The following is a 16667-nucleotide window of genomic DNA, read 5'->3' on the forward strand; positions in this document are numbered from 1 at the left end:
ACTATATAGGGTACATTTTAACAAAGAGATAGTCCTTTACTTATTTGAATCACTCTATGGCATAAATAAACATATTAAATTATTCTTTTTCCTTAGGAGATTTAATTCCTGCCTTTGAAGATATATGATCTTTTACATTCCCTGTCTTTGGATTACTTGGAGTATGTTCATGTTTTTTATTATTTTTATCCATTTTTAACGCCTCCTATATAATTTTATTGTCAATATTATTATATGTCCAAACATTCAATCTATACCATTAATAAAATGGCAATGTTTCTTTCTAAGGAAGCTAATCCTTTACTTTCCTTAATAATTTCTTACTTTATGGACAAAATAATTGTGTAGTAATCCTTTATATAATTTAAGGAGGTATTTTTATGGTTGATAATAATAAAAGTCGTCTTAAGGATAGAAAAAGAAGTCAGGCTGAACTTAGAAAAATGTATCCAAAGGATGGAGCTGACGTAGGAATAATAGATGGAGTTAAAATAGGTTCCTATGCTAATAGCAAAGATCATTCTGAGAAGGACGAGATAACTTATTAATAAAGATTAGCAAAGAAGTCTCTATAGAAATTGCTAATTTACTAGATGTATTATTAAAAAATTTCCCTATATAACTATTTATATAGGGAAATTTAAAAATATATAAATATATGCCTATTTTGCTAGTTAAATAGTTAAATAGTTGTTCTGTCCATGCGGGTTTCAGAGATTTTCATATGGGAGTATTATGATTTTATATAAATTAAATTTCAAAGAATTAATGTTCTAATTATATTTTTGATCTACTAATTTTTTCTCATATAATTTTTTAAATCCCCTACATCCTTCTTTAGATCTTCTACATCTTTTTTTACTTCATCTACTATCCTCAATTTATCGGTAAGGTGTGATATTACATCTTGATAATTTTTTTCTCTTTGTTCTTGCTTCACATCTCTTTTTTCTTGAGCTTTTAGTATATAGAATAATAAAAATATACTTAGTACAGCCCAAATACCCTGTGATAAAGCCACCTTTAAAATTTCATTCTCCATCATTTATTTCACACTCCTTACTTGATATATTTTTTTATTAGTAAGACTGTAATGACGTTTTACTAAGAGAACACATTTTTTTGTTTATTATTTATATGTCTAAAGCTTACAAATTAATATAAAAGTATTCTATTTTAACAACTAAAAATTATCTGACAATTCTGAAAATTCACTATACATTTCAACTTCATTAAATATAAATTTTACTTAATCATTTACTATAATAATCTCACATAAAGATTTATTGATGTAATTTACTAATGTCTTCTCCGATAAGTTAAAGATATTCACCAGTAGAATGATTTATTTTTAGTACAGTCATATCTTAGCTTCCTTGATAAAATATTAGTAATAGAGTCAAATTTAATTAACAATGATTCCATACTACTCCTATCATAAGGTTTTACTTTTATCACTAGATTCACTATTAATCCCATTCTATACATCCTCCTTAATATTACTCAATTAAATAAGAAGTTAATTTTATGTAAAAGGCAACTAGTTCAATTATCATTTATTATAGTTTGTTATAGTTTATGCTAGAATCAATAAGAATACAACTAGTAGAGCCTAAAAAGGATGAAACGCAACATGAAATTCAATAAGAGTATCATTAAGAGTATATTGTTATTAATAATGCAACATTAAAGTTAAATTATATGGTTGCAAGTCACTTACTATCCTATTTATAGAAAGCAACTTGCAATTTTAAACACATATCCTTATACATAAAAATAATCATTGTATGTAATAACCATATTATTCATTAGTAATTAATGAATAACTTTCAAAGTTAGTAATACCAACCGTTATTCACTACTAACCTTCCCATCCTTCTGGGAATTCAGCATTATGGTATACATTTTGTACATCATCATCATCTTCTAAAACATCTAACATCTTTTGGAATTTAGTCGCAACTTCTTCATTGATTTCAGTGTATGTGTCTGGAATCATTTTAACATCTGCTTCTAAGAATTCTATTCCATTAGACTCTAAAGCTTCTCTCACAGTACCAAAGTCTTCTGGAGTTGTAGTTACTACAAATACTTCATCTTCAGCTACAAAGTCCTCAGCACCTGCATCTAAAGCCATCATCATTAACTCATCTTCATCTACTGAATCAGTTTTTTCTATGATGATTTCCCCTTTACTTTGGAACATGAATCCTACACATCCAACGGTTCCCATATTTCCACCTTGTTTAGAGAAGGCGTATCTTACATTTCCAGCAGTTCTATTTTTATTCTCAGTAAGGCACTCAACTATTACTGCAATTCCTTCTGGTCCGTATCCTTCATAGATTATAGTTTCATAGTTTACTGCACTTAACTCGCCTGCTGCTTTTTTAATTGCTCTAGTAATTGTATCGTTAGGCATATTAGCTGCTTTTGCTTTTGCTATAACGTCTCTAAGCTTAGCATTCGTCTCTGGATTAGAGCCACCATTTTTAGCTGCAACAACTATTTCCTTACCTATTTTAGTAAATATTTTACCTCTCTTAGCATCTGCTTTACCCTTTTTAGCTTGGATATTATGCCACTTTGAATGTCCTGACATATTAACTTCCTCCTGTACTATATATATAATTATTAACTTTAAAATCAATGTACCTATTATAACATAATATGTCTAATAATTTCAAATTTCAAGAGCTATCCTTCAATAGCTCTATAATATCTGTATCCTTCTTTAAATAAATACTCTTCATCCTCTTCACATATAGTTACTTTTCCACTAGTAGCCTCTACAAAGGCTGCAATTATTGTTTCCTTATTTTCTACCTCTGTGAACATTGATAATTCCACTTTATCTGTATATATGGTATCTTCAATATGCCAATTATTTGTACCACATAGGTATTGTATTTTGCCTAGTAAATCATATTCTAAAGTAAATCTTAATTTTAAACCCTTTACTTTTTCTACAATACCTGCTTCTTCAATGGCTGAAGAGGCTCCTTTAGAGTAAGCTCTTATTAGTCCACCTCCCCCTAAAAGAATACCGCCAAAGTAACGAGTAACTACCACCACTACATCGGTTAAATCATTTTTCTTTATAACTTCTAAAACTGGAATACCTGCTGTTCCCTGGGGTTCACCGTCATCACTGTATCTTTGTATGCCTTTATTTTCTCCCACTATATAAGCATAAACATTGTGGGTTGCTTCTTTATGCATACTCTTTATTTCATTTACAAAGTTCTTTGCTTCTCCTTCAGTATTTACTCTCTTTATATATCCTATAAATGTAGATTTCTTTTCTTGAAATTCTGAAGTAGCACTCCCTTTCACTGTAAAATAACTCATATTTAAACCCCCTCTATAATATTTGAAATAGATTTCTATACTCTAAAACATAATGAAGATTTATAGAATACTATTAGCTCATAAGTATTATAGCTATTATGGTGAGTACTATAGCAATAATCTCCTTCTTCCCTAACTTTTCTTTAAAGAATATAACTCCACAAAAGTTTGTGATTAAAATAGTTCCTGCACTTACCATAGGAAAGGCTATAACTGCTCTTACTTCTTCTAAGCCCTTTATTAAAAAGCTTGGCATTAGTACATTAGGAATACCCACCATGACACCAAAACACATATCTATTAACTTTACTTTTCTATTTTTAATAATTAACATAATTAAGCTTATAGTAAATCCTGTTAGGAAAGTATAAAATAAATATAAATTTTTATATTGTACCATACCAAAGTTTTGAAATAACTTTGTTACAAAATCTCCTCCACCAGCTAGTATAAAAAGAAGTATTAAATCTACTTTCATAGTATCTTTAATATTTTGTTCTTTTTTGTTATTTAGATTTATAACTATTATAGCTATGATAGACAAGATTATTCCTAATATAGGTAATAATTCTATGGTTTCTCCTAATAGTATAACAGATAAAATTGTAGGTATTAATACTCCTAGCTTCATAAAAGTTGCAGACACAGATACTCCATTATTTCCTACAGATTTTTGATATAGAATAAAACTTAAAAAATATAAAATACCTGTAATTATACCTAGAATTATTGCTAAAGCTCCTGTTCCTTCTTTAGATAAAAGTTGTCCACTTATAAGTACCTGATTAAATTCCTGCATAAACATTGAAAACCAATTTATGTGGAAAATATTTAAACTTCCCATCATTATTATACTTGCCATCATTCCTGATAGATAATTTATGCTAGTTACCATATATCTATTACTTTCTCTGCCTTCACTAAACTTAAATACAATGGCTATTAAAGAACTGCATAATATAGATAATAAAATATTAATCATTATTTTTATCTCCGTCACTTATATCTTGAAAATTTATTTCTTCATTGTCTCTTTGTTTAATATAACTCTCACAAGCCTTTTTAATATACTCTTTATCAGTACTATTGAATAAATCTCTTATTTTATCATTGGCTTCTCCACTGCTTATCTTTTGCAAGGACTTAACTGCATAACTTATTACTTGAGGATTCTTATCCTCCAAAGCTCTAATAAGAGCTCTCTCAGCTCTTGAATCACCTATTTTTCCAAGAGCTGAAATTGCCATTCTTCTAATATTTACATGATTATTAACCGTTGCCTTTATAAGTATGTCTACGGTGACATTACTCCTAAGTTCACCCATTATCCATATGGCGGCTTCTTTATCCTTAAGTCCTAGCTCCATATAGTTTTTAACTAAAAAATGAATTAACTTTTCTTTATTAACTCTATCTAAACTATTTAAAACCAAAATTCTCTCTTCCTTAGCTGCTAAAATTAGGGATTTAAAAAGATCTGATGACGATTCACTTTTAACTAAAAACCTGTATTTTATTTTGCAATTTATGAGATGTTTTTGAACTGTGGCTCTATCTAGATTTCTAATTTTACATATGGCTTCTATAGATTTTCCTTCTAAGCTTAGAAAATAGCTGATTTCTTCATTACTATAATTTTCAATGAAATTCCAATCATATTTAACTAATCCTGTACTCAAATTTTCTCCCTACTCTCCCCTTCGAATATTGCTCTAATTTCTATACTAACAATATAATGATACTCTAGTTACTACTCTATAATATATTTAGAACTTTTATTGTAGACCTCATCATCACCTTGAACTACAAGAATAGTACCTTCTTCACCATACTCTTCACTTTCTACCAAAGCATTTCTATGTAGATATGCAACTGATGAAGAATCGCTATATGGTATTAATACCTTAAAGGTTTTTAATTTATAAGGAAGTATTTCTGTACATCTATTTAGTAATTCTTCAAAATTGATTTTATGTTTAGCTGAAACTTCCAAAATAGAATAGTTACTAAATGTTTCCTTTAGAGAATTTAAAATATTATCATTAGAGTCATCAATTTTGTTCAGTACTAATAAAGTTGGCTTATCTCCTGCACCTAATTCCTTAAGTACTTCCTCTACTACTTTTATTTGTTTTTCTGCTGCATTACTAGATGTATCTACTACGTGAAGTAATAAGTCTGAATAAACTACCTCCTCTAAAGTTGATNNGTTGATTTAAAAGCTTCTACTAAATCGTGAGGTAATTTTCTTATAAAGCCTACAGTGTCTGTTACTGTTGCAACTCTATTATCTGGAAGAGCCATAGCCCTGGTTGTAATATCTAAGGTTGCAAATAACATATCAGCCTCAAAAACTTTTTCTTTTACCGTAGCTGACTTAACTGGTGAGTATTCGCAAAGAGCATTTCTAAGGGTAGATTTTCCTGCATTAGTATATCCCACTAATGATATCTTAGAAATATTATCCTTACTTCTTCTTTCTCTTTGGGTTGCTCTTATACTTTTTATCTTTTCTAACTCTTTATTTAAATCGTAGATAGTATCTCTAATCTTTCTTTTGTCTGTCTCTAGTTTTTTCTCTCCCGGTCCCTTTGTCCCTATACCTCCTCCTGTTCTTGAAAGCATAGTTCCTAATCCACTAAGCCTGCTTAATCTGTATTTTAGCTGGGATAACTCTACCTGAATTTTAGATTCCTTACTTCTGGCTCTCCTTGCAAATATCTCTAAAATAAGAGTAGTTCTATCAATTACCTTTGTTCCTATGGCTTGCTCTAGATTTCTTACTTGAGATCCTGATAATTCCTCATCAAATATTACTACATTCGCTCTTAGTGACTGTCTTAAATATGCTATTTCTTCAACCTTACCACTACCTATGAAATAAGCTGAATCAATCTTATTACGTTTTTGAAGTATTTCAAAAACTGGCTCTACATCACAGGCTTTAGTAAGTTCCTTTAACTCCGCTAGGCTTTCTTCATCTTCTATAGATACTAATATTGCTCTTTCTGAATTATCTTCCACTATGTTATCTACTTTAAAAACATCTTCAATATATCTAACCTTATCTAAAAACTTGTAGCTTAAAACTTTATTGATAGTTAATTTTTCAACCTCTTCTTCTATGAGCATGTTATCCTTCACATCACAGAAACCCATATTATAAATTAGAGGTTTATCCTCTGATACACCAATGGCAACTATACAATCTAGTTTTAATTTTAGAAGCGCTGATAAATCTAATGCGGATAGTTTAGGATTTCCATTGGGATGGGTATGGATTACTCTCACTTGAGATAATCTCCCCTCTCTAGTGTCAATCATAGGAACTTCAACTGTTGAGCTATCTCCGATGGCAACACTAACAACACTTCCTTTTCTATCTATAGCAACGCTAACCTCTCTTTCAATTTCAAGGGTAACCTCTCTTAGAAGTTCTGCTAACTCTTTAGTTAATATGTCTGATTTTTGAAATCTCATATCATATATAGTTTCTAACTTTTTCAAGATGAAGTTTTTAACTCCATCAGTGTTTCCATTTATCATATAATCATCTCCAAATTTTATTTTTTCTTTATTAATAATTTTTCTACATTAAACAAACACTGCATTCTTATACATTTTATACTATTGACAATTTCACCTTAATTTTATACTATGAAAACATTAATGTAAATATAAATTGAGGTGTGATTACATGGAAGATAAACAAAGAAATATTCTCTTTTCTAGAGAAGAAATTAATCAAGCTGTAGTTAAAATTGGAGCAAAAATTTCTAAGGACTATGAGGGAAAATCAGTTTACGTATTATCTCTACTTAGAGGAAGCTTCATATTTGCCGCTGACTTAGTTAGAGAAATTACTGTACCTACAACTATAGGTTTTATGACTACATCAAGCTATGGTCATGGTGAAGAAACTAGTGGTACTTGTAAAATAGTTCAAGATGTACCTGATAATATTGAAGGTATGGATGTACTTGTAGTAGATGACATTGTAGATAGTGGTATTACTATGAACTTTGTGGTTGAACACGTTAAAAAGTTGGGTGCTAAAAGTGTAAAATGCTGTACTCTTTTAGATAAACCAGAAAGAAGAACTGTAAAAATATCTCCAGACTATTGTTGTTTTGAGATTCCTGATTTATTTGTAGTTGGATATGGCTTAAATTATGGTGACTTATACAGAAATATTCCTTACATATTTAACTGGGAATCTAAATAATAATGTTACAAATATTTTAAATACTTAATATATATTAATAGAAGAATAAACATGAAAACATACTAGAAGTTAATATCAACCTATTAACTTCTAGTATGTTTTTTATTTATTTAATTTATATGTTTACATTAATATAATTCTCTACTTAATAGCCTCTACTATTAAAGGAAGAGCATTTCCTGTATAGGTACTTCTATTAAAATCATCGTAGCTCAAGGATTTTTCAAATCCAACTTCCTTTAACATTTCAAATAACTCTTTATTTTGTAACATAAATAGATCTACTGTATTTTCTAAAATCTCATTATTTTCTTTATCCGTTATTCTTCCTGTAAACTTTACAGTATCACTATCTGGTTTAATACTATAAAACCTTTCAAATTTAACTTTAGGACCATCAATAAGAGGTAATTCTTTAATATGTTCTCTCTTCACCTTATCAAAATTAATAGTTTGAATACATAATGGTGAATCCTTTTTTAATACTTCATAGCATCCTTTTAAAAATTCTTTTATTTGACTTTTTCCTCCTAAGTGAGGAAGTACATTCCCTATACATACAATACCATTAAACTCTTCTCCAAAGGACTTAGCTATAGTTTTCATATCCATAACTTCAAACTTCAAAGTATCACTTTCCCTATACCTGTCCTTAGCTATTCTTATCATTTCTTGGTCTAAGTCTATGCCTAAAGCCCTGTACCCTTGTGAAGAAATATATTCTGTAGTTTCTCCAGTACTACATCCAATATCTAAAACAAATCCACCCTTTTCTATATTCTTTAAAGCAAACTTCTTTTTACCTAATGGTGCTGGAAAAATATCATCATAATATTTAGCTAAGGCATTATAAAATTTTATACATTGATCCATACTACTCATCTCCTGTTCTTTAATTATTTATTCTATAGGAAATTTCTACTTTTTAAATTAATTATATATTTTCATATATCTATATTTATTTACATAAATAGTACAATATAAAAAGAATTTATTCAGTGATTAGCATCACACTTTCTAATTACCGTTAAGATCCATTTGTATTGCAGTACTTGGTACCCTTCCAACTATAATGGTTTCAACTATAGGTATTTCATTAACTATTTCTAATTCACTAGAAGATACTGCCATAATCATCTTTACTCTAGTGGTGGTTTCTATATAAATTTTATGTCTAGTTTGATTTATTCCTGCATCTTCAAACTCGGATATATATCTAGTAGTAATATGCCCTATAGGCCGCATTCTTATTTTTACATCTGGACCAAATCTACCTAAAATATTATTTTTAGTCACATATCCCATGGGTATCTTTATGTCTACTTTAGATTTTTCCTCTAATTCATCTTGTGCTTTTAATACAGTCAATGTAGCAATTTCGCTTAATTTTAAAGTATCTGCTGACATCATTATGATATTTCCATCATTATCCTTATCAAATTTTATTATATCATTATAATTAAAATTCTTAGAGTATTCCTGGAAAATTGTTTTATTAATTGTATTAGTGACCTCTGCTCTCATCTGTGCATCTGCCACTAGTTTAACCGTTGGCATTATAATTTTATCTAAAGTATATATAAAAGTTATTAAAAAGGTCATAATTAAAAAAATTATTATGGTAAATTTTAACTTTAGAGATGATTTCATAGTATTACTCCTTTATAAATGTGGTATAATGTTAATAAATGTATAATGTGTTACATAAAATTATTCTATATCTAATATATGTATATGTATAAGAACTTCATTGAAGAATACTATATTGTATTTATACTAGTATATAAGTTATAATATAGTATCGAAGATATGTTCATCATAAAAGGAGGAGAATATGGGAGAAAATAAAAAAATTAAACCTAAGCAAAAAAAGCCCAAGAAGAAAAGTCGTAAAGTCTTTAAAGTAATATATATAGTTTTACTACTTTTAATCATAACTTGTGCAGCTGCTGGTTTTGGTATTATATCTGGCATGATTAAAACAGCTCCAGAGCTTGATCTTGATATATTTTTATCTAATGGAGAAACTACACTTTTATATGATAATAAAGGAAAAGAAATGGATGAGTACAAGACTCCTGAAAAAAGAATATCTGTAGATATATCTACAGTACCTAAATATCTACAGGACGCCTTTGTAAGTATTGAAGATCAAAGATTTTTAGAACATAAAGGTGTTGACATAAGAAGACTTGGAGGAGCTGTAATCCAAGATGCTAAAATAATTCTTGGTTTATCAAATGACGAAATCCAAGGTGCATCAACTATTACTCAACAGTTGGTTAAATATAAGTTTTTCCTTGAAGATTCTATAAATAATAGGGCTAATATAGAAAGAAAAGTTCAAGAGATTTATTTAGCACGTAAATTAGAAAAGCTTCTATCTAAGGAACAAATTCTTAACGAATACATGAATACTATCTTTTTAGGTGGTAATGCTCACGGAATTGAAGCTGCTTCAACCATGTACTTTGGAAAATCTGTAGCAGATGGTTTAACCCTTAAGCAATGTGCATTTTTAGCAAGTGCTGCTCAGAATCCAACTATATCTTATATGAATGCCTATGAAGCCTTTGAAAAGAAAGAAGCCTTTGACTCCCCAAGAACTAAATTGGTTCTTGCTAAAATGCTAGAGCTGGGAAAAATAACTCAAGAGGAATATGATACTGCTTTAGCAGAACCTCTTATGCTAAATTTCTCAACTTTAGAGGGTGATAAAATGGTTTATGAATGGTTTTCAAGACCTGTAATAAAACAAGTGGCAAAAGATTTAATGAAAACCTATGGGTATACTGAAGCTGAAGCCTATGAAAAAATCACCTTTGGTGGTTTAAGAATATATACAACCATGGATAGAAAACTTCAGGATTCAGTACAAAAAATTATGAACAATTATCTTAAAGAGACTCAAGGCTCTAAGGCAGATGGAGTTCAAACCTCTGCTGTAATAACAGATTATCTTAAGGGTGAAGTTAAAGTTATAATTGGTGGTATTGGTGATCAGCCAGCTATGTCTTATAATAGAGCTATCTCTGTTGGAAAGGATGGTCAAACCTTCCTACGTTCACCAGGTTCTAGTATAAAGCCACTTACTGTATATGCTCCAGCTATTGAAGGTAAAACTTTAACTGCAGGGTCAGTGTTTGTAGATGGTCCATTACCAACTTCTATTGGTTCTAAATATGCCGGTGGTGACGGTCCATATGTTCCCCAAAACTGGAATTACGTATTTGACGGATATATTACTATCCGTGATGCTCTTGCTCTTTCTAAAAATACTGTTGCTGTATCTGTAGTTGACAGAATAGGTCTAAATACCTCTGCATCCTATGGAGAAAAATTTGGATTAAGTATAACTGATAGAGATAAAACTAGTATTTCGGCTTTATCTCTAGGTGAAATAGATGGAACTACACCTTATGAAATGTCTCAAGCCTTTGGTACCTTTGGAAATCAAGGAAATATGACTACTTCAAGAATATATACTAAGGTTACTGATAAGAATGGTAAAGTTCTACTTGAGCCAAAACTTGAATCTAAGCAAGTAATTTCTCCACAAACAGCTTATATTGTTTATGATATGCTTGAAGGTTCTGTTAACAACACAGGTCCACAAGCAAAATTTGGGAATATGGAAGTTAGGGGTAAAACTGGTACCTCTGAATCTACTAAAAACCTTTATTTTAGTGGATTAACCCCTTACTACTCAGCTGCTGTATGGATGGGTTATGATAATAGTAAGGAATTACCTTTTACTAGTAGTAGCGTTCCAGCTGGTCTATGGGGTAAGATTATGGCAGCAGCTCATGAGGGACTTGAATATAAATCTCTTCAGGCTCCTGGTGGATTAACTAGTGCTTATATTTCTAAAGATTCTGGAACCCTTCCAACGGCGCTTACTAAGAGGGATCCTAGGGGAAATAGAATTTACTCTGAAATCTTTATAAGTGGTACTCAACCAACTACTCTGGATAATATCCATGTGGAACTTGACGTTGTAAAGGCTGCTGATGGTAAATATTACTTACCTTCTGATAAAACACCTAAAGATAAAATACAAAAGGTAGTATTTATAACTCGTGATACTAGATTATATTCTGGTAACATGCTTGATAATAAATACCTAGCTCCAGTGGCTAAAGATCCTACAGAATATAAGGTTGAAGAAAAAGATAAAGACAAGGATAAAGAAAAAGATAAAGACAAGGATAAAGATAAAGATAAAATACCTAATCCTAATAAACCTGGTGAAAATACAAATCCTGGTGATACAACTACACCTCCTGTAGGCCCATCTAATCCTGGTGGTGATACTGGAAATGAAGGTAACACTGGAAATAGTGAAAATAAGCCTGAAGCTTTCAATCATCTGTTAAATATCTATACTATGATCCCTAAAATATTTAGTAATGGGATAAGAGGTTAAATATTTTGTTGTAAAATTAAAGTCTTCTCAAATTTATTAATTTGAGAAGACTTTTTATATGTCTACTTAGTTTTAGAGTCAAATAGAACTGACATAAGGTATCCAAATACTACAGCTGCCGCTATACCTGCAGAAGTAGCACTTACACCTCCTGTGACAATTCCTAATAAACCATTTTTATCAACTTCCTCCATAACACCTTTAGCTAAGGAATATCCAAATCCAGGTAGTGGAATCCTAGCTCCCGATAAACCAAATTCAGCTATCTTTTCATATATCCCAAATCCTTGAAGAACTACCCCTGCTACCACAAAGATAACTAATATTCTAGATGGAGTTAATTTTGTTGTATCCATTAAAACTTGACCTATCACACAAATGATTCCACCAACTACAAAAACCCTTAGAAAATCTCCCCACATATTTATTCACCCCCAAACTCTAGAGCAATGGCATGGGCTATACCTGGTATAGTTTCACCTTGATAGTTAGATATTGTGCTTAGAAGAGCTCCTGTAGCAATTAGTAACACCTTTTTATATTTTTTCTGTATCATTCCTTTATAAATCATACTACTCATAACTGTAGCAGAACATCCTGCTCCACTACCTCCACAGTTGGTACTCTGCGATTTACAATCAAATATTTCATCACCACAATCAATATAATTTGACCCTATATTATAGCCATATTCCTTTAATAATTCAGTAGTTATTTGCTTACCAACAGAACCTAAGTCTCCACTGACAATGATGTCGTAATCACTAGGCTTTCTACCTGTGTCTTGAAAATGTTGTTTTATAGTATCAACTGCTGCTGGAGCCATGGCCGCTCCCATTTCATTAGGGTCAGTTATTCCATAATCCTTTACCTTACCAAGGGTAATATGAGTTACACGAGGTACATTATTTCCCCTTTTAGCTAATACCACTGCTGCTGCACCTGTAACCGTCCATTGAGATGAAGGCGCCCGTTGACTTCCCATTTCTAGAGGCATTCTAAACTGACGCTCTGATGATGAGAAATGAGATGAAGATACTGCCATCATATGATTACCTATATCTGCTTCTAAGCATATTGATGCTAGTGAAAGTGCTTCTATAAATGTAGAACATGCCCCATATAAACCTAAAAATGGAATATCTACTTCTCTTGCCATAAAACAAGAGGGCATTAATTGATTTATTAAATCCCCAGAAAAAACATAAGAGATATCTTGTTCTTTAAGGTGTGCTTTCTTAAGCACCTCTTGAACTACATGTAATTGCATTTTACTTTCTGCCGATTCAAAGGTTTTACAACCACATAAGTCATCCTCTAGAATTTCATCAAAATTATCCTTTAATGGACCTTCCCCTTCTTTGGGACCAACAACGGTATATGTAGCTATAAGTCTTGGTTTTGTCAATAATTCTACTGTTTGTAATCCTACTTTTCTTCCCATATTATTACCACCTAAAAATATAATATAATATTCCAAGTATAACAGAGGCACTAATGCTGTAAACAAGCACTGGTCCTGCTATAGTAAACATCTTTGCTGCTACTCCAAACACATATCCTTCTTTTTTAAATTCTATGGCTGGTGATACAATAGAGTTTGCAAAGCCTGTTATTGGGACTACAGATCCAGCCCCTGCATAATCTCCAATTCTGTCATATATACCTATCCCTGTTAATAGGGCTCCTAGAAATATCATAATAACTGTTTCCCATGCAGTAGCTTGTAATTTATCTTGACCTAAATAAATCAATGTTTTAAATATAATCTCTCCAATTACACATATTAATCCACCAGTCCAAAAAGCTCTGAAAGAATTCTTAAATATAGTTGGTTTAGGTTTGGAACTTTCATATACATTTTGAAACTTAGCTTTTATTTTAGTTTCTTTTACTTTCATTATTATCCTCCTAACATTAAAATTGTAAAAGTATTAATGATAGTATCTGCATTTTACTAAAATTTAAACAAAAAAAAGATGCTTACGCATCTTTTTTAAGTTTACAAATTAAAAACTTATGATTTTTTTAGCTTACAATCATAAAAGCTAAGAACTCTGTTTACCCCGATAGCCTATCTCTCATAATTTTTAGAACCTTTTTTTCAATTCTAGAAACTTGTACTTGACTTATGCCCATCATCTTAGCTACTTGAATTTGAGTTTTATCTTTAAAATATCTAAGTATTATAATTTGCCTTGATTTAACATCTAATTTATTTAAGGCTTCCTTCAATGCTAGTTTATCAATTACCTCATTATCTTCTTCATAATCCTCACTAAGCTTATCTATAAGTAATACTGGAGCTCCATCATCTTGATGAATAGTGTCATATAAGTATTGCATACTACTAGCAGATTCTAGTGCAGTGATTATGTCTTCTTTATCTACCTTTGAATAGTCTGATAATTCTTCAATGGTAGGTTCTCTTCCTAGTTCTTTGGTTAATGCATCCTTATCATAATGTAACTTTCTAGCCGTATTTTTAATGCTTCTACTTACCTTTATCATTCCATCATCTCTTAAAAATCTTTTTATTTCTCCTATAATCATTGGAACAGCATATGTAGAAAATTTTACATTAAAGTTCTCATCAAAGTTATTTATAGCTTTCACTAGGCCTATACATCCTATTTGAAATATATCATCGTACTCATAGCCTCTATTTAAAAACTTTTTGCTTATAGAAGAAACTAAAGGTAAATTCATTTCTGTTAAATATTCTAAAGCTTCATTATCTCCTTCTTTAGCCCGTTTTATAAGTTCTTTATTATCGTCATAATTATAGTTATTATTTCTATGAATTTTCTCACTCATATTTTTCACCTATCTTACAGTGTTGAAAGCTTTTTTCATTGTTACAGTTGTTCCCTCACCCTTTACAGATTCTACTATTAGGCTATCCATAAAAGTTTCCATAACTGTAAAGCCCATTCCTGATCTTTCTAAGTCAGGTCTAGATGTATATAGAGGCTGCATTGCCATATCTACATTGTCTATTCCTGCACCATTATCTATTACTTTTACTGTAAACTCATTTTCAATAATTGTAGCCTCTAATTTTACAAAGTTACCTTCACTTTCATTGCCATACCCATGAATAATTGCATTGGTAACTGCTTCTGATACTGCAGTTTTTATATCACTAAGCTCGTCTAATGTAGGATCTAACTGCGCAGCAAAAGCTGCTATTACAACTCTTGCAAAGCTTTCATTTTTAGATAAACTACTAAATTCAACTTTGATTTTATTTTCCATATCATTAATTCCTCCCACTAAATGTTCCTTAGTGCTTCTTCAACATTTTCATACATTGAAATTATTTTAAACATACCTGAAAGTTCAAATATTCTCTTAACTGTAGGTGTAACATTTGTTAAGCACACCTTGCCACCCCTTAAGGACATCTTCTTATATCTTCCTATTACTGCTCCAATTCCTGAACTATCCATAAAATTCACACCAGAAAAATTGAAAATTAAAGTCTTATATCCATCTTTATCTAAAATATCATCAATCCTAGTTCTAACTTCTTCTGCACTGTGATGATCAAGTTCTCCTTGAAGTGTAACTACGATTTTATCATCTAATGGTTCAAACCTAAGTAACATATGCTTCCCTCCAACCTATATTATATTCATAAACTTTACATTCAGAACATATACTAATTATACACTATATTGTTAATACGTTACAGTTTTTTCCAAAATTTATTTAAGAAATTTAATACAAAAATATTTACTTGTCAACATATTTTTACATTCATCGCCTTCATTATTTTATATTTAAGCATAATTCTCATATTTGTAAAAATATTATTGATTTAAAACTTAGCAACTTAGCGTAATAAAAATTAGAGGTATTGTTTCTCTGTGTCTTATTAATTTTAAAATTATTTAGTGAGTTCTTCATATTTATAACTATATTTATAAAAATAATATTATTAAAAAAGAGAATGCACTCAATGGATATTCTTCCCTGAGACATTCTCTTTAATATAGTGTTTGTAATTATCTTAAGCTACATATGTTTATTTACAATATCTAATATCTCTTTTTGCTTTTTCATACCATCTTCACTTAATCTTTTTAATTCACTTCTAATTTCCTCTGTATAAGCTTCATCTTTTATAGAAGAAAGATTTATTTTTACATTTAAAATTGCTCCTTCTATAGCACCTTGTGCCAATAATGCTGCTACACCACCATCAGAAATAGCATTTTTATTACCATATTTAACGCATACTAGAATTCCTTCATAAATTTCATAGGATCTTCTTGCTACTTTTAATGGTACTTGTGTTGCCGCCTTATATCCTAATTGTATTTTAGTACTTCTATCAACTTTTTCTTCATCAGTGTCCTTAGGCATTTTAAATGCAGCCATAAGTTCATTGAAAGCTTCTGTATCTTCATTCATAAGGTCTAGGAATTCATCCTTTTCTCTTCCTGATACTTCTAAATATTTATTTACTAATGCCTTCTCTTCCTCATTTAATGCTTCATAAGCTTTTTTGCCTACAGTTAAGTTAAAAACCATTGATGATAATGCACTAGATAGTGATGCACAAAGAGCTGCTACACTTCCACCACCTGGAGCTGGTGAATTTGAGCCTAATTCTCCAATAAACTCTCTCACAGTTTTTGTATCTAACATAAATATTCC

General features: G+C 30.5%; 18 protein-coding genes and 1 pseudogene. 3 read left to right on the forward strand and 16 right to left on the reverse strand.

Annotation, left to right across the window (positions count from 1 at the left end):
* Window positions 1-380 precede the first annotated feature (380 nt).
* Window positions 381-548, forward strand: a complete 168-nt coding sequence (locus B2671_RS10660) for a hypothetical protein (protein WP_167402853.1) — start codon at window positions 381-383, stop codon at window positions 546-548.
* Between the two features lie 245 nt (window positions 549-793).
* On the opposite strand, the gene B2671_RS10665 is transcribed toward B2671_RS10660, so the two are convergent.
* The 7 genes and pseudogenes from B2671_RS10665 to hflX form a co-directional block, all read right to left on the reverse strand.
* Entirely contained in the window at window positions 794-1042 is a 249-nt protein-coding gene (locus tag B2671_RS10665; protein ID WP_346870426.1) for a BhlA/UviB family holin-like peptide, read from the reverse strand.
* Window positions 1043-1329: 287 nt separating this feature from the next.
* Complete coding sequence (locus B2671_RS10670; RefSeq protein WP_346870398.1) at window positions 1330-1479, reverse strand: hypothetical protein; 150 nt, start codon at window positions 1477-1479, stop codon at window positions 1330-1332.
* 382 nt (window positions 1480-1861) lie between these two features.
* The gene (locus tag B2671_RS10675) at window positions 1862-2602 is read right to left on the reverse strand and encodes a YebC/PmpR family DNA-binding transcriptional regulator (RefSeq protein ID WP_035134436.1); all 741 of its coding nucleotides are present in this window, start codon (window positions 2600-2602) and stop codon (window positions 1862-1864) included.
* Between the two features lie 95 nt (window positions 2603-2697).
* Window positions 2698-3351: a YigZ family protein gene (locus tag B2671_RS10680; RefSeq protein WP_346870399.1), complete on the reverse strand. Its 654-nt coding sequence runs from the start codon at window positions 3349-3351 to the stop codon at window positions 2698-2700.
* A gap of 73 nt (window positions 3352-3424) precedes the next feature.
* A complete protein-coding gene (locus B2671_RS10685) occupies window positions 3425-4333 on the reverse strand; it encodes an EamA family transporter (protein ID WP_346870400.1) in 909 nt (302 codons plus the stop codon).
* A complete protein-coding gene (locus B2671_RS10690) occupies window positions 4326-5030 on the reverse strand; it encodes a HEAT repeat domain-containing protein (protein ID WP_346870401.1) in 705 nt (234 codons plus the stop codon). The genes B2671_RS10685 and B2671_RS10690 overlap by 8 nt, the downstream gene beginning before the upstream one ends.
* Window positions 5031-5101: 71 nt before the next feature.
* Window positions 5102-6897: pseudogene (hflX, locus tag B2671_RS10695) on the reverse strand (GTPase HflX).
* A 151-nt stretch (window positions 6898-7048) separates the two neighbouring features.
* Between hflX and hpt the strand changes: the two are divergent.
* Entirely contained in the window at window positions 7049-7576 is a 528-nt protein-coding gene (gene hpt, locus B2671_RS10700) for a hypoxanthine phosphoribosyltransferase (protein WP_346870402.1), read from the forward strand.
* A 141-nt stretch (window positions 7577-7717) separates the two neighbouring features.
* On the opposite strand, the gene B2671_RS10705 is transcribed toward hpt, so the two are convergent.
* Window positions 7718-8449, reverse strand: a complete 732-nt coding sequence (locus B2671_RS10705; RefSeq protein WP_346870403.1) for a class I SAM-dependent methyltransferase — start codon at window positions 8447-8449, stop codon at window positions 7718-7720.
* 144 nt (window positions 8450-8593) lie between these two features.
* Window positions 8594-9226 (reverse strand): sporulation protein YunB, encoded by a 633-nt coding sequence (gene yunB / locus B2671_RS10710; protein ID WP_346870404.1) that lies wholly within the window; start codon window positions 9224-9226, stop codon window positions 8594-8596.
* 184 nt (window positions 9227-9410) lie between these two features.
* On the opposite strand from yunB, the gene B2671_RS10715 reads away from it, so the two are divergent.
* Entirely contained in the window at window positions 9411-12002 is a 2592-nt protein-coding gene (locus B2671_RS10715) for a transglycosylase domain-containing protein (protein WP_346870405.1), read from the forward strand.
* Window positions 12003-12064: 62 nt separating this feature from the next.
* On the opposite strand, the gene spoVAE is transcribed toward B2671_RS10715, so the two are convergent.
* The 7 genes from spoVAE to B2671_RS10750 all read right to left on the reverse strand — a co-directional run bounded on the left by spoVAE (window position 12065) and on the right by B2671_RS10750 (window position 16658).
* A complete protein-coding gene (gene spoVAE, locus B2671_RS10720; RefSeq protein WP_346870406.1) occupies window positions 12065-12424 on the reverse strand; it encodes a stage V sporulation protein AE in 360 nt (119 codons plus the stop codon).
* Between the two features lie 2 nt (window positions 12425-12426).
* Window positions 12427-13446, reverse strand: coding sequence for a stage V sporulation protein AD (gene spoVAD / locus B2671_RS10725; protein WP_346870407.1), 1020 nt, complete (start codon window positions 13444-13446; stop codon window positions 12427-12429).
* Between the two features lie 4 nt (window positions 13447-13450).
* Window positions 13451-13903 (reverse strand): stage V sporulation protein AC, encoded by a 453-nt coding sequence (gene spoVAC, locus B2671_RS10730; RefSeq protein WP_346870408.1) that lies wholly within the window; start codon window positions 13901-13903, stop codon window positions 13451-13453.
* Window positions 13904-14063: 160 nt separating this feature from the next.
* Window positions 14064-14819: an RNA polymerase sporulation sigma factor SigF gene (gene sigF / locus B2671_RS10735; RefSeq protein WP_035134413.1), complete on the reverse strand. Its 756-nt coding sequence runs from the start codon at window positions 14817-14819 to the stop codon at window positions 14064-14066.
* A 9-nt stretch (window positions 14820-14828) separates the two neighbouring features.
* The gene (gene spoIIAB / locus B2671_RS10740; RefSeq protein ID WP_035134411.1) at window positions 14829-15260 is read right to left on the reverse strand and encodes an anti-sigma F factor; all 432 of its coding nucleotides are present in this window, start codon (window positions 15258-15260) and stop codon (window positions 14829-14831) included.
* Between the two features lie 17 nt (window positions 15261-15277).
* Window positions 15278-15613, reverse strand: a complete 336-nt coding sequence (gene spoIIAA, locus B2671_RS10745) for an anti-sigma F factor antagonist (RefSeq protein ID WP_346870409.1) — start codon at window positions 15611-15613, stop codon at window positions 15278-15280.
* A gap of 409 nt (window positions 15614-16022) precedes the next feature.
* Window positions 16023-16658, reverse strand: coding sequence for a cyclodeaminase/cyclohydrolase family protein (locus B2671_RS10750; protein WP_346870410.1), 636 nt, complete (start codon window positions 16656-16658; stop codon window positions 16023-16025).
* Window positions 16659-16667: the final 9 nt, after the last annotated feature.

The organism is Clostridium sp. UBA5119 (assembly GCF_002414285.1).
Lineage (GTDB): Bacteria > Bacillota > Clostridia > Clostridiales > Clostridiaceae > Clostridium_J > Clostridium_J sulfidigenes.